The organism is Enterococcus sp. HMSC072F02 (assembly GCF_001837725.1).
In the GTDB taxonomy this organism is placed as follows: domain Bacteria; phylum Bacillota; class Bacilli; order Lactobacillales; family Enterococcaceae; genus Enterococcus_B; species Enterococcus_B lactis.
Window position 1 is genome coordinate 14,780 of the sequence record NZ_KV833905.1, and the last position, 21,963, is coordinate 36,742.

The window sequence follows — 21,963 nt, forward strand, 5'->3', positions numbered from 1 at the left end:
TTTCCTCCTTTCTCAATTGAATTGATTCATCGCATCCACGAACGAATGCCCTTCTATGAGATATTCGACTGCTTTAACAGATTGAAATATGCTTTCTTCTATCAAAGGCTGATTTTCTTTGCTGAAAGGACTAAGCACATGCTGGACCACTGTTTTTTTTCCTTCTGGTCTGCCGATTCCCACCTTGATTCGATCAAAGACATTCGTATTCAAATGGGAAATGATACTTTTGATACCATTATGCCCGCCGGCACTCCCCTTTTGACGGAGCCGGATCTTTCCTACTGCCAGATCCAAATCATCGTAGATGACGACTAATTCTTCTGGATAAATCCCAAAATAAGTCATTAACGGTCCGACTGCACGACCAGATTCATTCATAAATGTCTGTGGTTTGACTAGAAGGATCTTTTCTCCATTATGAAAAAATTCGGCAACTTCTGCTTCGAATGGATTTTTTTTGAAAGTAGCTTGATGTTCGCGTGCAATTTGATCCACGACCATAAAGCCGATATTGTGTTTAGTATATTGGTATTTGGTACCTGGGTTTCCTAACCCGACGATCATTTTCATTTTTGTTTTTCCACCTAATTCTAAAAACAGCACAAAAGGCTGGACTGCTAATTAGCGGTCCAGTCCATCGAGCTTTTTTCTTTTTTATACTGTCAATGTATAGTATACCACAAAACAAAGCGTTTCGGCTAAAAGAGAATCGTTAATAAATGATAAAGAAATTAAAAATTTCTTCAAAGTTTAATGAAATAATTGATTTATAAAAATAGTGAAATAACGCACATGTAAGCTTTTACATATAATACAACCTTGTTATCTGTTATATTTTATAGCCAAATAGCGTGACATGGGGCTTGAGAAATGTTAGCATAAGCATGGGAAAAAACAAATCAATGGAAGGATTGATACTAAATGACTGCAGCTGCAGAAAAAAAAGATCATCAAAAAGTTATTCTTGTTGGAGACGGCGCCGTAGGTTCTAGCTATGCCTTTGCTCTAGTTACTCAAAATATTGCTCAAGAAGTAGGTATCGTGGATATCAATACTGCTAAAACTGAAGGAGACGCAATTGACTTGTCTCACGCTTTGGCATTTACTTCACCTAAAAAAATCTACTCTGCTACTTACGCAGACGCACATGATGCTGACTTAGTTGTTATTACAGCTGGCGCACCACAAAAACCAGGTGAAACTCGTTTAGACTTAGTAAACAAAAACTTAAAAATCAACCGCGATGTTGTCACACAAATCGTTGAATCAGGATTTAACGGTATCTTTTTAGTTGCCGCTAACCCAGTAGATATTTTGACTTACTCAACTTGGAAATTCTCAGGTTTCCCTAAAGAACGCGTTATCGGTTCAGGTACGTCTCTTGACTCTGCTCGTTTCCGTCAAGCACTTGCGGAATTAGTTGACGTTGATGCACGTAACGTCCATGCTTACATCTTAGGTGAACACGGAGATTCAGAATTCCCAGTTTGGTCACATGCAAATGTTGCCGGCTTGCAAATCTATGAATGGGTGAAAAACAACCCTGAAATCGATGAAGAAGCTATGGTTAACCTATTCTTCGGCGTACGTGACGCTGCTTACACAATTATCGAGAAAAAAGGCGCTACTTTCTATGGTATCGCAGTAGCATTAGCACGTATCACTCGTGCCATCTTAGATGATGAAAATGCTGTTCTTCCTTTATCAGTCTTCATGAATGGCGAATATGGATTGAACGACATCTACATTGGTGCACCTGCTGTTATCAACCGTCAAGGTATCCAAAAAGTAATCGAAATTCCTTTAAGCGACAGCGAACAAGACCGCATGGCTGCTTCTGCTAAACAATTAAAAGAAATTCTAGATGAAGCTTTTGCTAAACTAGACGCTGAATAATTTTTGAATATGACGGAAAACATCTAAACGGTGTTTTCCGTTTTTTTATTTTATCACTCTTCTGGTTTCTAAATTTTTTCATAAAGAAGAGATAACCTTCGTCTTTTCGTCTAAATTATGCTATCATGAGACCGTTCCACCCTAAACTTTTACTTAAGGAGTTGTCGATATGACAAGATCTTCGCATCGAAAAAAATCGAAACATGTTGCTTTGCTTTCAGCTCTTGGTGTTCTCTTAGTGCTGATTAGCTTTTATACCTATCGCAGTACATACTACACAAAACATTTTTTGCCGAATACGGAAATCAACGGAATAAATGTCAGCGATCTAACAGTCGAAAAAGCAAATGAAAAATTAAAAGAAGCTTATTCCGATAAAAAATTAGCTATTAAAGAAGATGGAAAAGTCTGGCAGGAAGTACCAAAATCTGAGCTCGGCTATAAAGATGATTTCACTTCTGAGCTTTCTCCGATCCTAAATGAACAAAACGGATGGACTTGGGGAATGACTTATGTTTCAGCAGCGGAAAAACAAGAAATCGATCCTATCAGTCAAGACCACCAGAAACTGGATACTACCGTTCAGACATTGACAACTAAACTGACTGATCTGAATAAAGACCGGACACCTACAACTGATGCAACAATTGAAAAATCAGGCGACTCTTTTGTTATCAAGCCTGAAGTCAATGGAAATACCATCAACGTCGATGCTGCGGTCAAACAAATAAAAAGTGCAGTAAATTCCGGTAAAGATACGATTGAATTAACTGAGTTCAAAGAAAAACCAAAAGTAACCTCCGGAGACAGTTCACTGAAAGAACAGCTCGAATCCATGAATGCTATCGCAAAAGTAAAAGCTACTTACAGTATAAACGGTGAGACTTTCCAGATTCCATCAAGTGATATCATGAGCTGGCTGACCTACGACGGAAAAGTCGATTTAGATACAGAACAAGTACGTCAATATGTAACAGATTTAGGCACAAAGTATAACACAAGTACGAATGACACAAAATTTAAAAGTACAAAAAGAGGAGAAGTTACGGTCCCAGTTGGCACTTACAGCTGGACGATCCAAACAGATAGCGAGACAGAAGCGTTGAAAAAAGCTATTCTGACAGGCCAAGACTTTACTCGTTCTCCGATTGTGCAAGGTGGCACAACCGCTGATCATCCATTGATCGAAGATACGTATATCGAAGTTGATTTAGAGAACCAGCATATGTGGTATTATAAAGACGGAAAAGTAGCCCTTGAAACAGATATCGTTTCCGGAAAGCCATCTACACCTACACCTGCTGGGGTCTTCTATGTTTGGAATAAAGAAGAAGATGCAACTTTAAAAGGAACAAATGACGACGGAACGCCTTACGAGAGTCCAGTAAATTACTGGATGCCGATTGACTGGACAGGTGTTGGTATCCATGATTCTGACTGGCAACCTGAATACGGCGGAGATTTATGGAAAACACGCGGTTCACATGGCTGTATCAACACTCCGCCAAGTGTAATGAAGGAATTATTCGGGATGGTCGAAAAAGGAACACCTGTATTGGTCTTCTAACAAAAAAGAATTGATAAAAAGAACGTACCAGTATGAATCGTACAGGTGCGTTCTTACTTATTATCTCAACTATGCGCTTGCTTACATTTCAGCAGCAGTAAAGACTTCTGAGACATCATCATCGTCTTCTAGCTTATCTACTAGACGTTCCAATTGCTCCCGTTGTTCCTCATTTAAATCGATCGTCGTTTGTGGGATCATCGTCAATTCTGCTTGCGCTAAAGTGAACTCTTTTTCCAGCTCATCTCGTACAGCAGCAAAATCTTCTGGTGCAGTATAAATCTCGAACACTTCAGGAGAAGTTTGCAGATCTTCTGCCCCCGCCTCTAATACATCTTCAAACATCGTTTCTTCATCCACAGCCAACCCATCGCGTTCAATGACGATATACCCTTTACGATCAAACAAGTAACTGACTGAACCCGTTTCTCCCAGTGACCCGCCGTTTCGAGTAAAAGCTACTCGGACATTTGTCGCTGTCCGATTACGATTATCCGTCAATGCATGGACTAAGATTCCTACTCCACCCGGACCATATCCTTCATACGTGATTTCATCGTAATTTGTTTCATCTACGGCACTGGTAGCCTTTTTAATCGCCCGTTCTACATTGTCGTTTGGCATATTTGCAGCTTTTGCTTTGTCCACAACAAGCCGCAGAGCTGGGTTCATGGATGGATCAGGACCGCCTGCTTTAGCTGCCATATAGATTTCACGAGAAAGTTTCTGAAAGACTTTTCCTCGTTTCGCATCTTGGGCATTTTTTCTTCCTTGGATATTATGCCACTTACTATGTCCTGACATGATTTTTCCTCCCTTGTTCTTTTGAGAATACACTTCTATTCTAGTACTATTTCACAAAAAAACAAAGCCACAGCCAATCTATAAACGCTTCTTGAATGCCGCAAAAAGCACACATAATACCACAGCAGTCAGAGCACCGATCGAATCCAACATGACATCTTGGAACATAGGTGTTCGTCCACCGGTCATCATTTGATGGAATTCGTCCAAACCTGCGTATCCTGTTGCTGAAAGCCAAGCAAGGATCGCTGTCAGCCACCAAATTTTTAGTTTAGGGAAAACACCTAAAAACAAGCTACCACCCAAAACAAAATAAGTACCAAAATGTGCGCCTTTTCTTAAAAAGAACTCTACAAATTTGGCGTAGCCCAGATGGTCGATACTCACGATACTTCCACCATAATTAAAATGTATACCTGCTAATGTGTCCTTAAATGGCTGATTAGGAAGCCAGCTTTCTAATCGCGAAACTTGTGATTGCTGTCCGTAAGTTTGAGAAGAACTGTAAAATAAGATGGCAACGACTATAAGTGCGATCACTAAATAAATATTTCCGTTTTTCAGTTGTTTTTTTGAAGAATTCATAAGTCACCTCTGTATTTATCTTAGACTTTTTTTGAAGAAACAACAATCATTTTCATAGAGACTTCTTCTATAAAAAAGTGCTATACTTAATTTTGTATTACAATATGAAGGGAGTTTTTTCATGAGTTATTCATTAAATTGGGATCTAGAATCTATTTTCCCCGGAGGAAGTCATTCTGATGCTTTGAACCAACGGATGAAGCAATTGGAAGACCAAACGAACGAATATTATCAACGTGTAACAAAATGGTCACCTAGTTCTGACAATGCAGAGCAGCTAAAAGCGGTTCTTCAATTGCAAGAAACGATTACGAACGGCTTTACCCAATGCAACAGCTATATTACTGCATTGCTTTCTGCCAATGTCAATGATTCAGATGCAAAGATCTTATCAGGTAAGCTTTACGCCTTGCTTCCTCGTCTACAATCAGCCGAAACAGTATTGTCGAAGAAATTTGCAGAAATATCTGACAATGATTGGAATCAGATGCTTTCCCATGGTTCGTTTGAAACAATCGCGTTTCGTTTAAACGAGATCCGTCGTGACGGTTCACAATTATTATCAGAAGCTGAAGAGAACATTATCAACACGCTCTCATTAGATGGTCTAAATGCCTGGAGCAGTCATTATGATACGATTGTAGCCAGCATTTCGATTCCCTTCGAACAAGATGGTCAAGTTGTCGAATTATCTGCTGGCCAAGCCTTCAATAAGATGATGGGCGATCCAGATCCAAAAGTCAGAGAAACACTTTTCGCAGCATGGGAAAAAGCATGGAAAGAAAAGGCTCCCCTCTTCACAGATACTTTGAATCATTTAGATGGTTTCAGACTTTCTAACTATGAACTTCATGGCATCACAGATTTTCTGCAAAAACCATTAGAATATAACCGTTTGAAAAAAGAAACATTGTCTGTCATGTGGGAGACGATCCAAAAAAACAAACAACCCCTTGTTGATTACTTGACTAGAAAAGCCAATCTTTTCGGTAAAGAAAAAATGGAATGGCAGGATCAAGATGCACCTATTATTTTAGGCGATTTGAAAGAAAAAACCTTTAGTTTTGACGAAGCAGCTGCATTTATTATCGAAAACTTTAATAAATTCAGTCCAAAAATGGCTAAATTCGCACAATCTGCTTTTGAAAAGAGCTGGATCGAAGCAGAAGATCGTCCTGGAAAACGTCCTGGTGGCTATTGTACTGAGTTACCAGAAACAAAAGAATCAAGGATCTTTATGACCTACAGCAATTCTGTTAATGAGGTTGCGACACTTGCTCATGAATTGGGTCATGCTTTCCATAGCAGCACGATGTGGGACTTGCCTTCTTTAAATCGCGAATACGCAATGAATGTCGCAGAAACAGCAAGTACATTCGCAGAACTGATCGTAGCCGATGCTACATTAAAAGCCGCAAAAACAAAAGAAGAAAAAATCAATTTGCTAGATACAAAACTGCAAAATGCTTTAGCTATGTTCATGAATATCCATTCTCGATTCATTTTTGAAAATCGATTCTATGAAGCACGGCAAGAAGGATTAGTCTCAGAAGATAAGATCACAGAGATGATGGTTGAAGCACAAAAAGAAGGCTACCAAGGAGCTTTAGCCACTTATCATCCATATTTCTGGGCTGCAAAATTACATTTCTTTATTGATGACGTACCGTTTTATAACTTCCCATACACCTTTGGCTACCTGTTTAGTTTAGGCATTTATGCTTACGCTAATCAAAAAGGGGCAAATTTCGAAGAAGAATATATCCATTTACTACGTGATACTGCTTCAATGACGACGGAAGAGCTTGCAAAGAAACATTTGAATGTCGATCTCACTCAACCAGATTTTTGGCAAGCAGGTATCGATATGGTGATTGAAGATATCCAAACGTTCATGGAATTGACAGAAGAATTCATCTGATTTCTATTTTCTCTCAATAAAAAAAGAGTTAGTCCAGAAAAGGGCTAACTCTTTTTGATTAATCATTCTTACATGCTGACAGCAAAGTCAGGTGCAAACCATTGAACTGAACCAACTTTTACGCTTTCGCCTGGTTGAGGAGCATGGATATATTGTCCTCCGCCTAAAGCAATCGCTACGTGGTAAGTTCCGCCTGGTGAACCCCAGAATAATAAGTCTCCAGCTTTTGCTTGAGAAACTGAGATTTTTGTTCCAGCTGATTCTTGAGGAACTGTCCAACCACCAATGTCACGACCAGTTACTTGCAAGTAAACATAGCGTGTGAATCCTGAGCAGTCAAATCCACTTGGATCTTTACCGCCCCAAACATATGGAGTACCGATATATTTGTAAGCTTCTGCTACGATTGCTGCACCATTCACACTTCCAGAAGGCGTTGGCGTTGGTGTTGGTGTTGGTGTTGTATTAGTTGTGTTATTAGTTGCATTACTACCAGTACCGTTCCCAGGATCAACACTTTGATCTGTTGATGGTGTTGTAGGCGCAGGTGTTGTTGATTCTTCTGTTGAAGATTCAGGTACAGTTGTTGACTCTTCTGTTGTTGAAGATTCAGGCACTGTTGTTGATTCTTCTGTTGTTGAAGATTCAGGCGCTGTTGTTGATTCTTCTGTTGTTGAAGATTGAGCAGCTGATGATGATTCTTCAGTCGTTGAAGATTGAGCAGCTGATGATTCTTCTGTTGCTGAGCTTTGTGCAGCTGATGAAGCTTGAGTAGCTTGTGCTTCAGCTTCTGCTTGTTCGCGTGCTTCTTTTTCAGCTTTTTCTTGTGCTGCTTGTTGACGTGCTTGTTCTGCTAGACGTTGTTGTTCACGAATGCGTGCTTGTTCTGCTTCAGCTTCTGCTTTTTGGCGGTTCAAGTCAGCTTTCTTGTCTTCAGCAGTTGCTTGTTCAGCAGCTAATGAAGTTTTCAGTACGTTCAAATCAGCTTGTTTAGATAAAAGATCGCCTTTTTGAGATTCCAAAGCAGCTTGGTTTTCAGCTAATTCTTTTAGTTTAGCATCGTTTTCAGCTTTTTTGTCTTCTACAGCTTTTTTATCTTGTTTTTGTTGTTCCATCAAGTCGTTGTTTGCTTTTACCATCGTTGTCATTGCTTGAACGCGTCCGATAGCATCTGCTAATGAATCAGCATTCAATACAGCGTCAATATAGTTTGAGCTTGTATTGCTTACTTGTGCTTCACGTGCTTGTTTTTGGATTGTATCTTCACGTTTTTCAATACGTTCTTGTAAATCTGCAATATCTTTTACTAATTGTGCAGATTCTTGACGCAATGTGTCTTGTTTTGCTAATAGATCTTGTGCTTGTGTGTTGATTTCAGAAACTTGGCTTTCTAGGGCATCGATTTGTGATTGTGCATCTGCTTGTTGGTTTTTCAAGTCTGCAATCTTTTGATCTTGTTGTTGTATCTGAGAATCAAAATCGTCCGCCGCGGCAGCGATCGGTGATGCTACGGCAGTCAAGGTCATTGAACATACCATTACTGCTGATATTAAACTCTTTTTCACTCTTCATTCCTCCGACTGGCTTAATTTAATAAATATCTAAATATATTTAAGTCTTTCTTAACGATATAAAAATTGTACCATAGCAGTATGTCAGCGATATAATAGTTATGTTACAAAAATGTTTCAAAACAACCTCTAAAAATGACAAAACTGTTCGTTTCAGAAAATGATCATGAAAAAGGCATGCTATGACGGGCTTTTTTTAAGATAACAACAATTCTTTTTTACTTTCAGAGGAAAAACAAAAAAAGAAATTATTCATCACTGAATAATTTCTTAAATGGAAAAATGAATAATACAAAAATAATCATGTTCAACAGCAGTGTAGGCCCTAAGAACCTTGTAATAAAATACGTGTTATTTACTACTGCTAGTTTAAAAATCAATTGGACCACCATCGTAAACAGTTCATACCCCGTGACAAAGATAATCATACTGAAAAATTCAGTAAAGATGTTGACGTGGATGACATCTTTCATTACATACATCAACCATACGATCAAAGGGAGAGCTACGGCATAGATACCGATAACACCGATATAGTAAACATCATAGACTGCACCGAGAACAATCGTGGTGATTAGCAAATAGCGTTTTTCAAATGCCATACTGCAACATAACAATGCCAAGATCAGAAAGTGGGCATTTGACATATAACTGCCTTTCGACCACTCTCCTAGCATTCTTGTTAAATGGCCATCTATCAACATCAAAAAGAAAAGAACGATTGGCAGATAGTACTTCATTGTTTCTTTTTTCAACATGGACTAATCCTCCGCTAGCCGTTGGACAATCGTCACAACTGACACATCATACATTTCTGCATAAGGTTTCACATAAACTTCCCGATCCAGGCCATAACTGTCTGGTTTCGTTTTGATAACCGTACCGATCGGCAAGTTAGCTGGAGAATTTCCTCCAAGACCGGATGTCTGAACAACATCCCCTTCTTTGATATCCGTATCACCAGTCAATTGGGTCACCACTAATGCATGGAGTTTTTCATCATAGTTTTTAAGCAAACCGAATGCTTCGCCATTAGCCGAAGATACCCGTACTGGAAAATGATTGGAGCTTTCGTTAGAGGATGACAGTAATTCGATTTTAGACGAAGCTGTATTGACTTCGATCACTCGGCCGATCAATCCTTTTTGCGACATGACTGCCATATTTGCTTCGATACCGTCTTTAGAACCCTTGTCTACGATCAGCATGTCCTGCCAGCTATCTGGTGAACGAGTAATGACATTTGCCGTTACTTTTTCGTAACTCGTCAGCGTCTGGTTCAAATCAAGTTCTTTTTTCAAAGATTCGATTTCTCTCTCGTAATTCTTGTTTTGCTGTGCAACGTCATCATAGCTATCGATTTTTTCTTTTAGCCGCTCATTTTCGGCATAAGTTGAAAAAAGATTATGGACAGAATCTACTCCGTTTCGCACCCACCGTACTGGGGCAGAGATTGTTTTATCAACCATTGCAACACTGTCATTAACGATGGATTGGAAGAAATTAGGCTTTCCTTCATTCGCTCGCTGTGCAGCGGTCACACTTAGTATCGTCACCACGATGATAACAATAACCAAGGTAATAATAATATTTTTATTAGGATTGAACTTCTTCACAAAGACACCTCGAATTAATTAGACTCTTGTGTTCAATTTTATCACTAAATGCTGGGAAACAAAAGGCAAGTTGCTCCTCTTAAGCTTTTTTTTAGTAAATAATAGATTCTGTCATTTTTAGCCTGAAAGACAAAACTTTTCCTTTTGTTCATTGGTCAGTCTTTGCTTTGAATAACTGCAATCATACCATCTGAAAAAGAAAATTCAGCGGTATCTGAAAGAAACTCGTTACTTGCATAAGATGTCGGGTATTCAACTGCTTTATTTTCCAATACATACTTACTGCCTTTCAATGTAAGAGCCGAGACGGGCGTCAAACAGCAATAAGCTAGATACTTCATACTTGGAACCTGTCTTACTATATGCTTTCCAGGCAAATAATAAGCCAAATAATTTTGACGATCTCTAATAATAAGCTGATGGGCAAACGGTTTGAATCGAGGTTCCAGACCTAACCAGAGATTGGCTAAAAGATGATCCAATCTTCCGCCTGTGGCGCCGATCAAAGTGACTTCAGCTTGCGGATAACGTTCAAATGTCTTTAAGATCCCCAATTGTGTATCTGTATCGTCTTTTTCTGCGGGTGAACGGGCATACTCTTTGGCTTTTGCAAATACTTCCTCCTGCTCTTCGTTCGACAATGAATCAAAATCACCTACTGCCAGATCTACTGGGTAGCCTGCTTGAAGCAGATACAGCGCACCACGATCTATTCCGACATAGGCATCGTATTTGGTCAGTAGAGGCTGCGGCCAGTTTTCCGGATTACCTCCAGCAGCTAATAAAATTTTCATTTAATTTAATGCCTCTTTTAACCGTTCGATTTGTCCGACTGGATTTTCGGCTCCATAGATATATGATCCTGCAACAAAGACATCCGCCCCTGCATCTTTACAGATTTTTGCTGTTTCTGGAACGATTCCGCCATCTACTTCGATTGCATAAGACCAATTGTTCTCTTTACGTAGATCAGCGAGTTCTGTGATTTTTTCTACCGTTTCTTCAATAAAGCTTTGTCCGCCAAACCCAGGATTGACAGTCATGACCAGCACTTGATCAGCCAAAGGCAAAACATGTTTGATCATGGAGACTGGTGTCCCCGGATTAATAACTACTCCAGCTTTGACACCTAAGCTTTTTGTCATTTGGAGTGCCCGATGGATATGAGGAGTTGCTTCTACATGAACAGTAATGATATCTGCTCCAGCTTTCGCAAATGCTGGAATGTAATTTTCCGGATCAACGATCATCAGATGGACGTCTAGCGGTAATTTAGTGACAGGTCGGATTGCCTGAACAATATTTGGCCCTAACGTGATATTTGGGACAAATTGGCCATCCATGACATCTACGTGGATGTAATCTGCGCCTCCTTTTTCTACTAACTCAATATCTCTTTGCAAATTGGCAAAATCTGCGCTCAAAATGGATGGTGCTATTTTCATTCTTGGTTCCTCCTATTTTCGTTTACCTTCTTTTTTCGTATACATGGGTTTTCTTTTCTCGATTTCTTGTAAGAATTGCAAATAATTATCGTAACGTGTCTGTGCGATACCACCTGTTTCTACTCTATGTTTCACTTCACAGCCAGGTTCTTTGGCATGCATGCACTCTCTAAATTTGCAATGGGCAGAAGCTTCCACAAATTCCGGAAATTGTCTTGGCAATTCTCCTGCTTCGATAGTCAAAAAGTCAATCGAGCTGAATCCTGGTGTGTCTGCTACTAACCCACCGTAGATAGGGAGCAGCTCCACATGCCGTGTTGTATGCCGCCCTCTTCCAAGTGCATCAGAAATCTCTCCTGTTGCTAAATTCAGTTCTGGAGATATTTGATTCAGTAGTGTTGATTTTCCTGCTCCAGACTGTCCCATGAAGACCGATAGCCGTTCTGGAAAATAACGGATCAATTCTGTCGTGTCACCCGCATGATTGGGTACAATCACTGGGTAGCCTATTTTAGTATAGATTTGCTTGATTTCTTCGATTTTTTTCGGGTCGTCTGACAAGTCGGTCTTCGTCAAAAAAATAAGCGGTTCGATTGATTCATATTCCAAGGTAACTAGAAAGCGGTCAAGCAGATTATAAGAAAATGCAGGTTCCACGATACTTGTGACAATGATTCCAAGATCAACATTTGTGACTGGCGGGCGAACTAATTGATTTTTTCTCGGCAAGATTTCCAGAAGATAGCCGTCTGTTTGATTTTCACTCTCAAAGATTACCTGATCTCCGACAAGCGGCGTGATTTTCCGATTCCGGAAATTCCCTCTTCCTCTTGTTTGATAGGTCTCTCCATCTGCGTATACATAGTAAAAACCGCTGATTGCTTTTCTGATTTGTCCTTTGATAAGTGCCACCTCCGTTTTTGTTTATTTTACCATATGAAGAGGAAAGTAGGTGTCGTTCCACGCAAACTTCTCAAAGTAAAAGGCTTGAAAACTAATCAAAAGGGATAGAAAACACAAAAAAGGGACTGCGGCACAGTCCCTTCGAATAAACGGTGTTCCAGAAGTAGCTTCTGTCACAACCTCTTTGTTCTATTTTATTAAAAACTTATTTTGAGCTTTCTGAGGTACTATCTGATGAACTTGTAGTGCTGGAAGATTCTTCTTTGGAAGAGCTGCTCGTACTGCTAGAGCTACTTGAGCTGCTAGAACTGTCTGAAGAATCTTTCTCAGAACTAGAAGACGCTGGGTCTGGTCCTTTAGAGTAAATCACGTTTACAACCATTCCTTTGGTAATCGTCGTACCTGCCCCTGGCACTGTACGGATTACTTTGTCCTTATCCACCGTGCTTGAATATTCAGAAGTCTCATGACCGATATATTCTGCACCAATACTAGCCAAATAACTTTGTGCTTCGCTTTTTGTATAGCCGGAGATGTCATTCAGTTTAGGTTCTGTTCCTTGGCTTACGACAAAACTGATGTAAGTTTCTTCTGCTACAACTTCACCTGAGGCTGGATCCTGACTAATGATCGAACCCGATGGCACAGTGTCGCTATAGTCATAAGTAGCACTAATGTTATTGATATTGAATCCTTGTGTAACAAGCCAATTACGGACAGTTTCGTAGTTTTCTCCTACATGACTACTCAAAGTCACTGTTTCTGGTCCTTTGCTGACTGTGAAAGTAATCGTGTCTGTTTTAGGATCGACTTCTGTATCTTCTGATGGAGATTGCGAAATGATCATTCCGCTTTCTACCTCTGAACTGAATTCCTCTTCTTTTTGAATCAAATCAGCAGAAAATCCTAATTCTTTCAAACTTGCTTCAGCATCTTCATAACTTTTACCACTGTAATCATCTAATTTGATTTTTTTCGTGCCACTGCTGATATAAAGAGTGACTTCGCGTTTTTGCTTGACTGTCGTTCCCGCTGCCGGGTCTGTCTTCACCACATTGCCTTCTTCGATTTTGTCATCTGCAATTTCTTCTGTTTTTGTTGCTACTTCTAATTTCGCTTTTGCGAGTGTTTCTCTGGCAGAAGCTTCAGAAAGATCAGAAACATCAGGAACAACAACTTCTCCTCGTCCGCCAGAAGCAAAGAATACAGCTGTTCCGATTCCTAAAACAGCGAGGACAGCTAACAGAATCAGCCACCATTTTTTCTGTCCTTTCTTTTTAGGGTCAGGCAGAACTTCTTCCTCTTCCGGCAATGTTTCGTTTCTCGGTTCGTCTTTTGGCAGAGGCATAGATTTGAATGAATCCGGCATTGGTGTATCTGCCGCAAGCGGTGTGATAACTTTTGTTTCGTTATCCATCGCATGAGGTTGCCATTTTTCTTCGTTTGCACGAGCTGGTGATAATACTGTAGAAAGATCATCAGACATTTCTTCGGCTGACTTGTAACGGTCTGCAGGTTCTTTAGCCGTCGCCCGTAAAATCACATTTTCCAGTGCTTGCGGTACATTTGGATCAAGTGCCTTTATGGATGGAAGATCATCTTGGAAATGTTTTAAAGCAATCGTCACAGCAGATTCACCGTCAAACGGCACGCTACCTGTCAGCATCTCATAAAGAATGATCCCTAAAGCATAAATATCTGACTGCTTCGTTGCCATACTCCCTCTTGCTTGCTCAGGAGATAGGTAATGAACAGATCCCAACATCGTATTCGTCTGTGTGATCGATGTTTCAGATAAAGCAATAGCAATCCCGAAATCCGTGATTTTTACTACACCTTCGTTATCGATCAATACGTTTTGGGGTTTCAAATCTCGGTGGATGATTTGATGGTTATGAGCTAAAGAAATAGCAGAAAGAATCTGCTGCATAATATTTACTGCTGTTTCATAAGGAACAGGATAATGTGTTTGGATATATCGTTTCAAGTCCATTCCTTTGACGTATTCCATCACTAGGTACTGCATATTGTCTTCTTCACCAACATCGTAAACACTGACAATATTTGGATGAACGAGTTCTGTTGCTGCTAAAGCTTCTCGCTGAAATCGTCGAATCGCGGTTTGATCATTTTGAAAGTCGAATCGTAAGACTTTGACTGCTACATCTCGATCCAAGATCAAATCGTGCGCCAAAAATACATTAGCCATACCACCACTACCGATATTCCCCGTGATCTGATAACGGCCATTTAATTTTTTTCCCAACTCGATCATACACTGTCCTCCTTATATTCGATAAGAAGAACGGTGATATTATCCGCTCCGCCTGCTTCATTGGCACGATCAATCAGCTCAGTTACTTTATGGGATAACGGGCCTTCTTGATTAATGATCGTTCCTATTTCTTCTTCAGATAGCATATTCGTCAAGCCATCTGAACATAACAGCAAGCGATCTTTTAGCTGCCAAAGATGAGTAGAAACATCTACTTCGACTGTTCCTGGCATGCCGACAGAACGTGTTAAAATATTCTTTCTTGGATGGTTCACTGCCATTTCTTCGCTGATTTCCCCTGATTTGACTAGTTCGTTAACTAAAGAATGATCCTCTGTCAATTGCATGATTTTATCTTCGCGAATCAAATACGCTCTGCTGTCGCCAACATTCGCAATCGTGAACCAGTCATCTGACAGAGCTGCCGCTACGATTGTTGTTCCCATACCATTATATTCCGGCTGTTCTTGTCCTCGCTGATAAATCAGCATATTTTCCTCTTGAATCGATTGAATGAACCACTGGGCGATTTTTTCATCGTCGGCAGCTTCTTGTTCTTCCCAAGCTTCGCCTAGATTTGTTACCGCCATTTGACTAGCAATGTCTCCAGCACGGTGGCCACCCATCCCATCTGCTAATACAGCAAGCTTGAGACCTGAACGGCTAGTAAATACACTGGCATAGTCTTGATTGGTGTTACGTCGTCTTCCTACATCTGATTGATATTCAATCTGCATTTTTTCACCTCATTACTTTTTGCGCAAACAACAAATGAAAAATCCATCTGTGTAAAACTGATGCGGATACAAAGTCAACATTTTCTCTACGATTGATGATTGTAGCATAGGATCGGTCAAAACATCAATCCTCTCAAAATCAGGGTGTGTTTCCAAGAAAGCAGAAACAACGTCTTGGTTTTCTTCTTTTAAGATCGTACAAGTACTATAAGTCAGAATACCGGAAGACTTTAAAGCTGGTGCGCAGCTTTCTAAAATTTCCAATTGGATTTTTGGTAAATTCGCTAATTCATCCGGCTGTTTTTTATAACGGATATCTGGTTTTCGCCGAAGGAGCCCTAGACCTGAACAAGGCGCGTCTACTAAAATCCGATCGAACTGCTCTGGTTCAAACTGCTTGCTGACTTCTCTAGCATCCATCTTTTGAGCGTAAACAGCAGAAGAGACACCCAGACGTGTTGCATTTTCTTCAATGAGTTTGACTTTGTGTTCATGTACATCTAAAGCAATCACTTCCCCACCACATGAAGGATCCAAAAAAGAAGCAATATGTGTCGTCTTACCTCCGGGTGCTGCACAGGCATCTAAGACATGATGTTCAGGCTCGATTTGCATAGACGGCGCTACAAGCATCGAACTTTCATCTTGGATCGTCATGACGCCATCGTGGAACAATGAGCTAGAAGCTAAATGCCCTTTTTTCGCTACTATACCGTATGGACTGACTTGGCTTTTTTCAGCTGTGATCTCTTCTTCTTGCAAAACAGTGATGGCCTGATCTCTGGAAAGTCGGCGTGTATCTACTCGGGCACTAGCATGGCTAGGCTGATATAGCGATAAACCGAGCTTTTCAGTTTCTTCGTAACCGATTTGATCCACCAACCGCTTCGTCATCCATAGAGGCAGGCTGATTTTGACAGAAAGTCTTTCGATAGGATCAGTAATGCCTTGCAGATCTGGTGCTCCTTGACGCTGATAATTCCTCAAAACACCATTTACAAATTTTCCTGTCCCAGGATTTCCTTTTACTTTCGCGATTTCGACCGCCTCGTTTAAAATAGCATGTGCAGGGACTTTATCTAAAAATTCTAATTGATATACAGAAAGATAAAGAAGCGTCTTGACCCAGTCATCCACTTTTTTTGCTTTAGCGATCAATGGTGCAACGTAAAATTCCAATAGTCGCTGATGGCTAATCGTACCGTAGATCAATTCTGTAAATAGACCCACATCTTTTTGATTTAGCTCGCTTTGTTTGATCATCTCATTCAACAAAAGATTCGAGTAGGCGCCGCCCTTGTTCACTCGCTCTAATGTCAGTAATGCCATATATCGTACAGATTTTTTCATTTTTTTAGGGATTTTTTTCATTATTTCACCTGCTGACCAATCTGAACTTGCTGACCGCTTCCGTTAAGAAAATCGTGTACGGCTTGTTTTCCTTTACCAGCTGGCTGTAATTCATTGATGGCTAATACGGTCTGTTTACCGCAAGCAATCCATAGATTTTTTTTGTCTTTTCGGATGATCGTGCCTGGTGCTTCGTCTGTACTTTCTGCCAGTACTTCAACCGATAATAATTTCCAGCGTGTACCTTCATAGGTCGTGAATGCAATCGGCCAAGGACGCATCCCGCGTACTTGGTTGTCAATTTCTTCTGCAGTTTTATGCCAATCGACCGCTTCTTGTTCACGTGTGATGTTTGGCGAAAAAGTGGCTTTTGACTCGTCTTGAGGAACTGGTTTTTGTCCATTCAAAATATTAGGCAATGTTTCTAGCAATAGCTTTCTTCCTAAAAGGCTGAGCTTTTCAAACATCGTCCCCACATCATCTTGTTTAGTGATTGGCATGCTTTCTTGCGCATAGATTCCGCCTGCATCCATTTTTTTGATCATTTCCATGATCGTTACACCAGTTTCTTTCTCCCCGTTCATGATGGCATAATGAACAGGCGCACCTCCCCGATATTTAGGAAGTAAAGAAGCATGGACATTGATTGCCCCTAATTTTGGCACTTGCAATAACTTTTCAGGCAAGAATTGACCAAACGCCGCAGTGACGATCAAATCAGGCGCCAATTCAATGATTTCTTCCATTTCTGGCGAACCGGAGATTTTCTCTGGCTGCAACACACGGATACCGTGCTTTAGAGCAGCTTCTTTTACCGGTGTCGGCGTAATTACTCGTTTCCGCCCAACTGGACGGTCGGGCTGTGTGACTACTGCCTGGATCTCGTAGCCTGATTCTATCAGCCCTTCAAGAATTGGCACAGAAAAAGCAGGTGTGCCCATAAATACTAACTTAGTCATCAAGATGTTCCTCCATATATTCTTCAAGTTCTTCTTCCGGGATCTGCTGTACCATTTTCTCAATGAACAGAATACCGTCTAAGTGATCGATTTCATGCTGGAAGGCACGGGCTAAATAGCCGAAAGCTGTCACTTCTATCTCTTCTCCATCGCGGTCATAATAGCGTACAGTCACTTCATCTGCTCGCTTGACTGTTCCATAGACATGCGGAATACTGAGACAGCCTTCTACGTCCATGCTTTCACCTTTTGCTTCAATGATTTCTGGGTTTATCAGTTCGAATTTTTCGCCTTCATCTACTTCGATCAAAGCGATTCTCTTGTTTTGTCCTACTTGAGGAGCAGCAATCCCTATTCCGTCATTCGCAATCATCGTCTCATATAAGTTGTCTAACAAAGCAATCGTTTCATCCGTGATCACGTCGATTGGCTGAGCAGGTCTTTTTAATTTATCATTAGGGTGGATCAATATAGGATAGCGCATAAGTTGGTCCTTTCTTAAATAAAGTTTAATGGTTCGTTGTCAATTGCCACAAAAAGACCTTGCCGCTGTTCTTTCTGGCTTCCATTCAAGATTTCATCCAAAACATGAGGAAGATTCGGCTCATGTTTATATTTGATAATCAGTTGATAATAGTATCGATTTTTCACTCTCAAAATCATGCTGGGTGTTGGTCCTAGTAACAAACTTTGAGGACTTAATACTTCTTTTAGCTGATTGGCAATCTGAAAGATTTTCTTTGCCGCCACTTGTTCTTCAGGATGGCTGGCAGTTATTTTCACAGTAAAGTAATAAGGAGGGTAGCCTCCACGATGCCGTACATGCATTTCCTGCTGATAAAACTGTTCATAGTTTTGTTTTTTAGCCAATTCTATGGCGTAATGCTGAGGATTGAACGTTTGGATCACGACTTCGCCTGGTTTTTCCGCTCGTCCTGCTCGTCCTGAGACTTGGGTCAGCAATTGGAATGTATGCTCGCTAGAACGAAAATCCGGTAAATTCAGGGAGGTATCGGCATTCAACACGCCAACTAATGTGACTTCTGGAAAATCCAAGCCTTTAGCGATCATTTGTGTCCCTAATAAAATATCTGCTTCTTTTGCACCGAATTTTTGTAAAATCTGTTCGTGTGCCCCTTTTCTTCGGGTGGTATCTACATCCATACGCAAAATCCTAGCTTGCGGATAAAGTTCTCGGAGTTCCTCTTCTACTTTTTGGGTGCCTGTCCCATAGTAGCGGATTTTGTTGCCCCCACAATTGGGACAGCGATTAGGAATAGGTTCTTCGTGTCCGCAATAATGACAGCGCATCGAACGTGTATCCATATGCAAGGTAAGAGAGATATCGCAATTAGGGCATGGGAGAACAAATCCGCAGTCTCTGCACATCACAAAAGACGAATATCCTCGACGATTGAGCAGTAGGACAGTTTGTTCTTTTTTGTCTAACCGATCTTGTATCTTTTCCTGCAAATTAGCAGAAAAAGTAGAGGTCCGATGATTCTGAAACTCTTCACGCATGTCTACGATCTCAATAGCTGGAAGTTGTGCAGCTGCTTTGGCTCGGTGGTTCAACTGCAATAACTGATACACGCCTTTTTGAGCTCGTGCTCTTGATTCCAAAGAGGGGGTCGCACTTCCAAGGACTATTGGGCAATGATGGTATTTACTGCGCCAAATAGCTAAATCTCTCGCATGGTAACGCGGCGTCTCATCTTGTTTATAACTTGATTCATGTTCTTCATCGATAATGATCAATCCTATATTTTTCAGCGGAGCAAAAATAGCAGAGCGTGCGCCTACTACTACTTGTGCTTCTTCCCGCTCGATCTTGCGCCATTCATCATATTTTTCACCTTGGGAAAGTCCGCTATGTAAGACCGCAACTGATTCACCGAAGCGTCCTTTGAATCGCTCGACCATTTGCGGAGTCAATGCGATTTCAGGCACTAACATAATAGCCGTTTTATTTTCTGACAAAACATCAGCGATTGATTGAAGATATACTTCTGTTTTTCCGCTACCGGTGATTCCCTCTAGCAAAAAGACCTGATCTTTTTGTTGCTGACCTGCTGTGATGATTTGTTCGACAGCATTTTTTTGTTCTGCATTCAGTTCCAATGCCGTCGTTTGGTCAAATACTCGGTCTTGATAAGGGTCGCGATAACGTTCTGATTCTACAAACTCCAGCCAGCCCTTTTCTTTTCCTTGATTCAAGACAGCAGTACTGATTTCTTTATCTTTGAAATAAGCGATTGATTCTTCTTGGCTCAGTTCAGATAAACACAAAAGAAGCTCTTTTTGTTTCTTGGCATTTTGCCGTAATTTTGCCCATTCTTCTTCGATTTGTTTTTCAGTTAATAGGGAACGGACCAAACGAATCGTTTTTACTTTATTTCGTGTATGGACTTCGTATTTGATATCTACTAACTGCTCTTGGCGCCAACGAATCAACTGAGAAAGGCTGCCTTCTTCTTCTGCTTCTTTCCAGGAAATCACTTCCCGTTGACCAAACAATGCCTGAATTTCTGGTGTATCTGCCAAAGGATAGATCAATTTATCATATTCTGCTTTCATCACACTCGGAAGCATCGTTTGTAGACAAGTGATTTTGAATGCATAAGTGATCTTTTTCATATAATCAGCTAATGAAAGTAATTCTTCATTGACCACTGGGGCAAGGTCCAGCAAACGGATCACTGCCTTCAACGATGGGTTAGCTGATTCTTCTGATTTTTGGATAGCCATAACAAATCCTTGGACATGACGATTGCCATTACCAAAAGGGACCTCTACCCGCATCCCGACTTGCAAAGCTGTTTCCATTTCAGAGGGAACCAGATAGGTGAATGGCTGATCGGTCTGCATAGTAGGTACGTCCACAATGACTTCAGCTGTTAATGTCATGGTTCGTTTCCTCCTTTTTTTGTCTTTTCATATCAAGCGACAAAAAGTTCCTTGCCTATTTTACTAGAGATCGCTGGATTTGTCTTATTTTCTGCCAAATCCTAACAAAAAATTAACAGCGGATAAGAAAAAAAAGAACTGTGTCAAAAAGTTCAGACACAGCCTTTTCTACCAGACAATAAGAGGCGAATGTTTGAAAAGGAAACAGCTGGGTTTGCTTTTCTTTTTAGATGCTCGCTCTACTTTTCTTTATTACATTTTTTGCTCTTCGCGGATACGTGATTCCAATTCGTGTTGTTCACGCTCTTTTTGAGCTTGACGTTCCTCTTCTTCCATCTTCAAACGTTCACGTTTCAATTCAGGATGGGGATCATTGACTACATTCCCTGCATCGATTTCTTCTAAAGCTTGACCAACGCTTTTTACTGAATCAAAAGAATCTAGTGTAGGTTGTGCACTTGCATCCAACTCATGCGCGCGTTTGCTTGCTAAAATTACTAGAGAATATTTTGAATTTACACGATCTAATAGTGAGTCAATTGAAGGTTTTAACATCATAAGACTACATCTCCTTTAACATTTTAATATATTTACCGATTACGCGATCTACTCGAAAATGTTCACTGGCAATAATGTGTTTGATTCGTTCAACTGCTAGCGGCACTTCATCATTTACAACAGCATAGTCGTAAAGAGCCATCATTTCGATTTCTTCTTTTGCAACTTTCATTCGTTCTTCGATTACTTCATCTGCATCTGTTCCTCGGCCTACGATCCGTGATTTTAATTCCGCTAAATCTGGCGGAGTCAAAAAAATGAATACACCATCGGGCACTTTTTCTTTGACTTGTTTTGCTCCTTGGACTTCAATCTCCAAGAAAACATCTTTTCCTTCATCCAATGTCTTGTTGACATATGACAAAGGCGTTCCATAATAATTCCCGACATATTCTGCGTATTCCAGCATCTCTCCAGCTTCGATCATTGATTCAAACTCTTCTTTGCTTCGGAAGAAATAATCAACGCCTTCGACCTCCCCTTCACGCATTTTACGGGTAGTCATTGAGATTGAATACTGAAAATCATTATCCTCACTCTCAAAAATTGCTTTTCGTACTGTGCCTTTTCCTACACCGGATGGACCAGACAACACGATTAATAATCCACGCTCTGACATGACGACGTCCTTTCAACTAGTCTTTTTGTATTTATCGTTTATTTTGCACTTTTTTTCTGCAACTTTCAAGGTTATCTTTAATTATAGCTAGAAATTGGCAAAAAAGCTACCCTGCATCAAGTAATAAGAACAGCCAAATAAAAATGGCTTCTCACATTTTTGCATAAATTTGGCTTCATACCGAAAAAATGTTTTTTGAACATCACTTATTCAAAATAAAAACATACTAAGATTAGAGGGGAACATC

20 protein-coding genes are annotated in these 21,963 nt (G+C 40.4%); 3 read left to right on the plus strand and 17 right to left on the minus strand.

Annotation, left to right across the window (positions count from 1 at the left end):
- Positions 1–12: 12 nt before the first annotated feature.
- A complete protein-coding gene (gene pth, locus HMPREF2731_RS02375) occupies positions 13–573 on the minus strand; it encodes an aminoacyl-tRNA hydrolase (RefSeq protein ID WP_002315906.1) in 561 nt (186 codons plus the stop codon).
- A gap of 351 nt (positions 574–924) precedes the next feature.
- On the opposite strand from pth, the gene HMPREF2731_RS02380 reads away from it, so the two are divergent.
- Entirely contained in the window at positions 925–1,899 is a 975-nt protein-coding gene (locus HMPREF2731_RS02380) for an L-lactate dehydrogenase (RefSeq protein WP_002287399.1), read from the plus strand.
- A 169-nt stretch (positions 1,900–2,068) separates the two neighbouring features.
- Positions 2,069–3,466, plus strand: a complete 1,398-nt coding sequence (locus HMPREF2731_RS02385) for a L,D-transpeptidase family protein (RefSeq protein WP_002329834.1) — start codon at positions 2,069–2,071, stop codon at positions 3,464–3,466.
- 81 nt (positions 3,467–3,547) lie between these two features.
- Here the strand turns inward: HMPREF2731_RS02385 and HMPREF2731_RS02390 are convergent, their stop codons facing one another.
- Together HMPREF2731_RS02390 and HMPREF2731_RS02395 are read right to left on the minus strand one after the other, a co-directional pair.
- Entirely contained in the window at positions 3,548–4,270 is a 723-nt protein-coding gene (locus HMPREF2731_RS02390; RefSeq protein WP_002290927.1) for a YebC/PmpR family DNA-binding transcriptional regulator, read from the minus strand.
- A 78-nt stretch (positions 4,271–4,348) separates the two neighbouring features.
- A complete protein-coding gene (locus HMPREF2731_RS02395) occupies positions 4,349–4,855 on the minus strand; it encodes a VanZ family protein (protein WP_002290921.1) in 507 nt (168 codons plus the stop codon).
- Between the two features lie 121 nt (positions 4,856–4,976).
- Between HMPREF2731_RS02395 and HMPREF2731_RS02400 the strand changes: the two genes are divergently transcribed.
- Positions 4,977–6,776, plus strand: coding sequence for a M3 family oligoendopeptidase (locus HMPREF2731_RS02400; protein ID WP_002290919.1), 1,800 nt, complete (start codon positions 4,977–4,979; stop codon positions 6,774–6,776).
- A gap of 68 nt (positions 6,777–6,844) precedes the next feature.
- On the opposite strand, the gene HMPREF2731_RS02405 is transcribed toward HMPREF2731_RS02400, so the two are convergent.
- The 14 genes from HMPREF2731_RS02405 to gmk all read right to left on the minus strand — a co-directional run bounded on the left by HMPREF2731_RS02405 (position 6,845) and on the right by gmk (position 21,716).
- Positions 6,845–8,341, minus strand: a complete 1,497-nt coding sequence (locus HMPREF2731_RS02405; RefSeq protein WP_024636138.1) for a C40 family peptidase — start codon at positions 8,339–8,341, stop codon at positions 6,845–6,847.
- Positions 8,342–8,595: 254 nt separating this feature from the next.
- Positions 8,596–9,105 carry a rod shape-determining protein MreD gene (gene mreD / locus HMPREF2731_RS02410; RefSeq protein WP_002315901.1) on the minus strand — a complete coding sequence of 170 codons (510 nt, stop codon included), beginning with the start codon at positions 9,103–9,105 and terminating at the stop codon, positions 8,596–8,598.
- 3 nt (positions 9,106–9,108) lie between these two features.
- Positions 9,109–9,963 carry a rod shape-determining protein MreC gene (mreC, locus tag HMPREF2731_RS02415; protein ID WP_002293051.1) on the minus strand — a complete coding sequence of 285 codons (855 nt, stop codon included), beginning with the start codon at positions 9,961–9,963 and terminating at the stop codon, positions 9,109–9,111.
- A 155-nt stretch (positions 9,964–10,118) separates the two neighbouring features.
- Entirely contained in the window at positions 10,119–10,757 is a 639-nt protein-coding gene (locus HMPREF2731_RS02420) for a thiamine diphosphokinase (protein ID WP_002293052.1), read from the minus strand.
- Positions 10,758–11,408 (minus strand): ribulose-phosphate 3-epimerase, encoded by a 651-nt coding sequence (gene rpe, locus HMPREF2731_RS02425; RefSeq protein WP_002293053.1) that lies wholly within the window; start codon positions 11,406–11,408, stop codon positions 10,758–10,760.
- Between the two features lie 12 nt (positions 11,409–11,420).
- Positions 11,421–12,320, minus strand: coding sequence for a ribosome small subunit-dependent GTPase A (rsgA, locus tag HMPREF2731_RS02430; RefSeq protein ID WP_002293055.1), 900 nt, complete (start codon positions 12,318–12,320; stop codon positions 11,421–11,423).
- Positions 12,321–12,516: 196 nt separating this feature from the next.
- Complete coding sequence (pknB, locus tag HMPREF2731_RS02435) at positions 12,517–14,586, minus strand: Stk1 family PASTA domain-containing Ser/Thr kinase (protein WP_002293056.1); 2,070 nt, start codon at positions 14,584–14,586, stop codon at positions 12,517–12,519.
- Positions 14,583–15,323, minus strand: coding sequence for a Stp1/IreP family PP2C-type Ser/Thr phosphatase (locus HMPREF2731_RS02440; protein ID WP_002293057.1), 741 nt, complete (start codon positions 15,321–15,323; stop codon positions 14,583–14,585). The genes pknB and HMPREF2731_RS02440 overlap by 4 nt, the downstream gene beginning before the upstream one ends.
- 12 nt (positions 15,324–15,335) lie before the next feature.
- On the minus strand, positions 15,336–16,694 hold the full coding sequence (gene rsmB, locus HMPREF2731_RS02445) for a 16S rRNA (cytosine(967)-C(5))-methyltransferase RsmB (RefSeq protein WP_002293058.1): 1,359 nt from the start codon (positions 16,692–16,694) through the stop codon (positions 15,336–15,338).
- Positions 16,694–17,632 carry a methionyl-tRNA formyltransferase gene (gene fmt / locus HMPREF2731_RS02450; RefSeq protein WP_002293059.1) on the minus strand — a complete coding sequence of 313 codons (939 nt, stop codon included), beginning with the start codon at positions 17,630–17,632 and terminating at the stop codon, positions 16,694–16,696. Before fmt ends, rsmB begins: the two co-directional genes overlap by 1 nt.
- Entirely contained in the window at positions 17,625–18,116 is a 492-nt protein-coding gene (gene def, locus HMPREF2731_RS02455; protein ID WP_002293060.1) for a peptide deformylase, read from the minus strand. The genes fmt and def overlap by 8 nt, the downstream gene beginning before the upstream one ends.
- Before the next feature lie 14 nt (positions 18,117–18,130).
- Positions 18,131–20,539 carry a primosomal protein N' gene (gene priA / locus HMPREF2731_RS02460; protein ID WP_002293061.1) on the minus strand — a complete coding sequence of 803 codons (2,409 nt, stop codon included), beginning with the start codon at positions 20,537–20,539 and terminating at the stop codon, positions 18,131–18,133.
- A gap of 252 nt (positions 20,540–20,791) precedes the next feature.
- Entirely contained in the window at positions 20,792–21,097 is a 306-nt protein-coding gene (gene rpoZ / locus HMPREF2731_RS02465) for a DNA-directed RNA polymerase subunit omega (RefSeq protein ID WP_002287365.1), read from the minus strand.
- A gap of 4 nt (positions 21,098–21,101) precedes the next feature.
- Positions 21,102–21,716 (minus strand): guanylate kinase, encoded by a 615-nt coding sequence (gmk, locus tag HMPREF2731_RS02470; RefSeq protein WP_002293062.1) that lies wholly within the window; start codon positions 21,714–21,716, stop codon positions 21,102–21,104.
- Between the last annotated feature and the right edge of the window lie 247 nt (positions 21,717–21,963).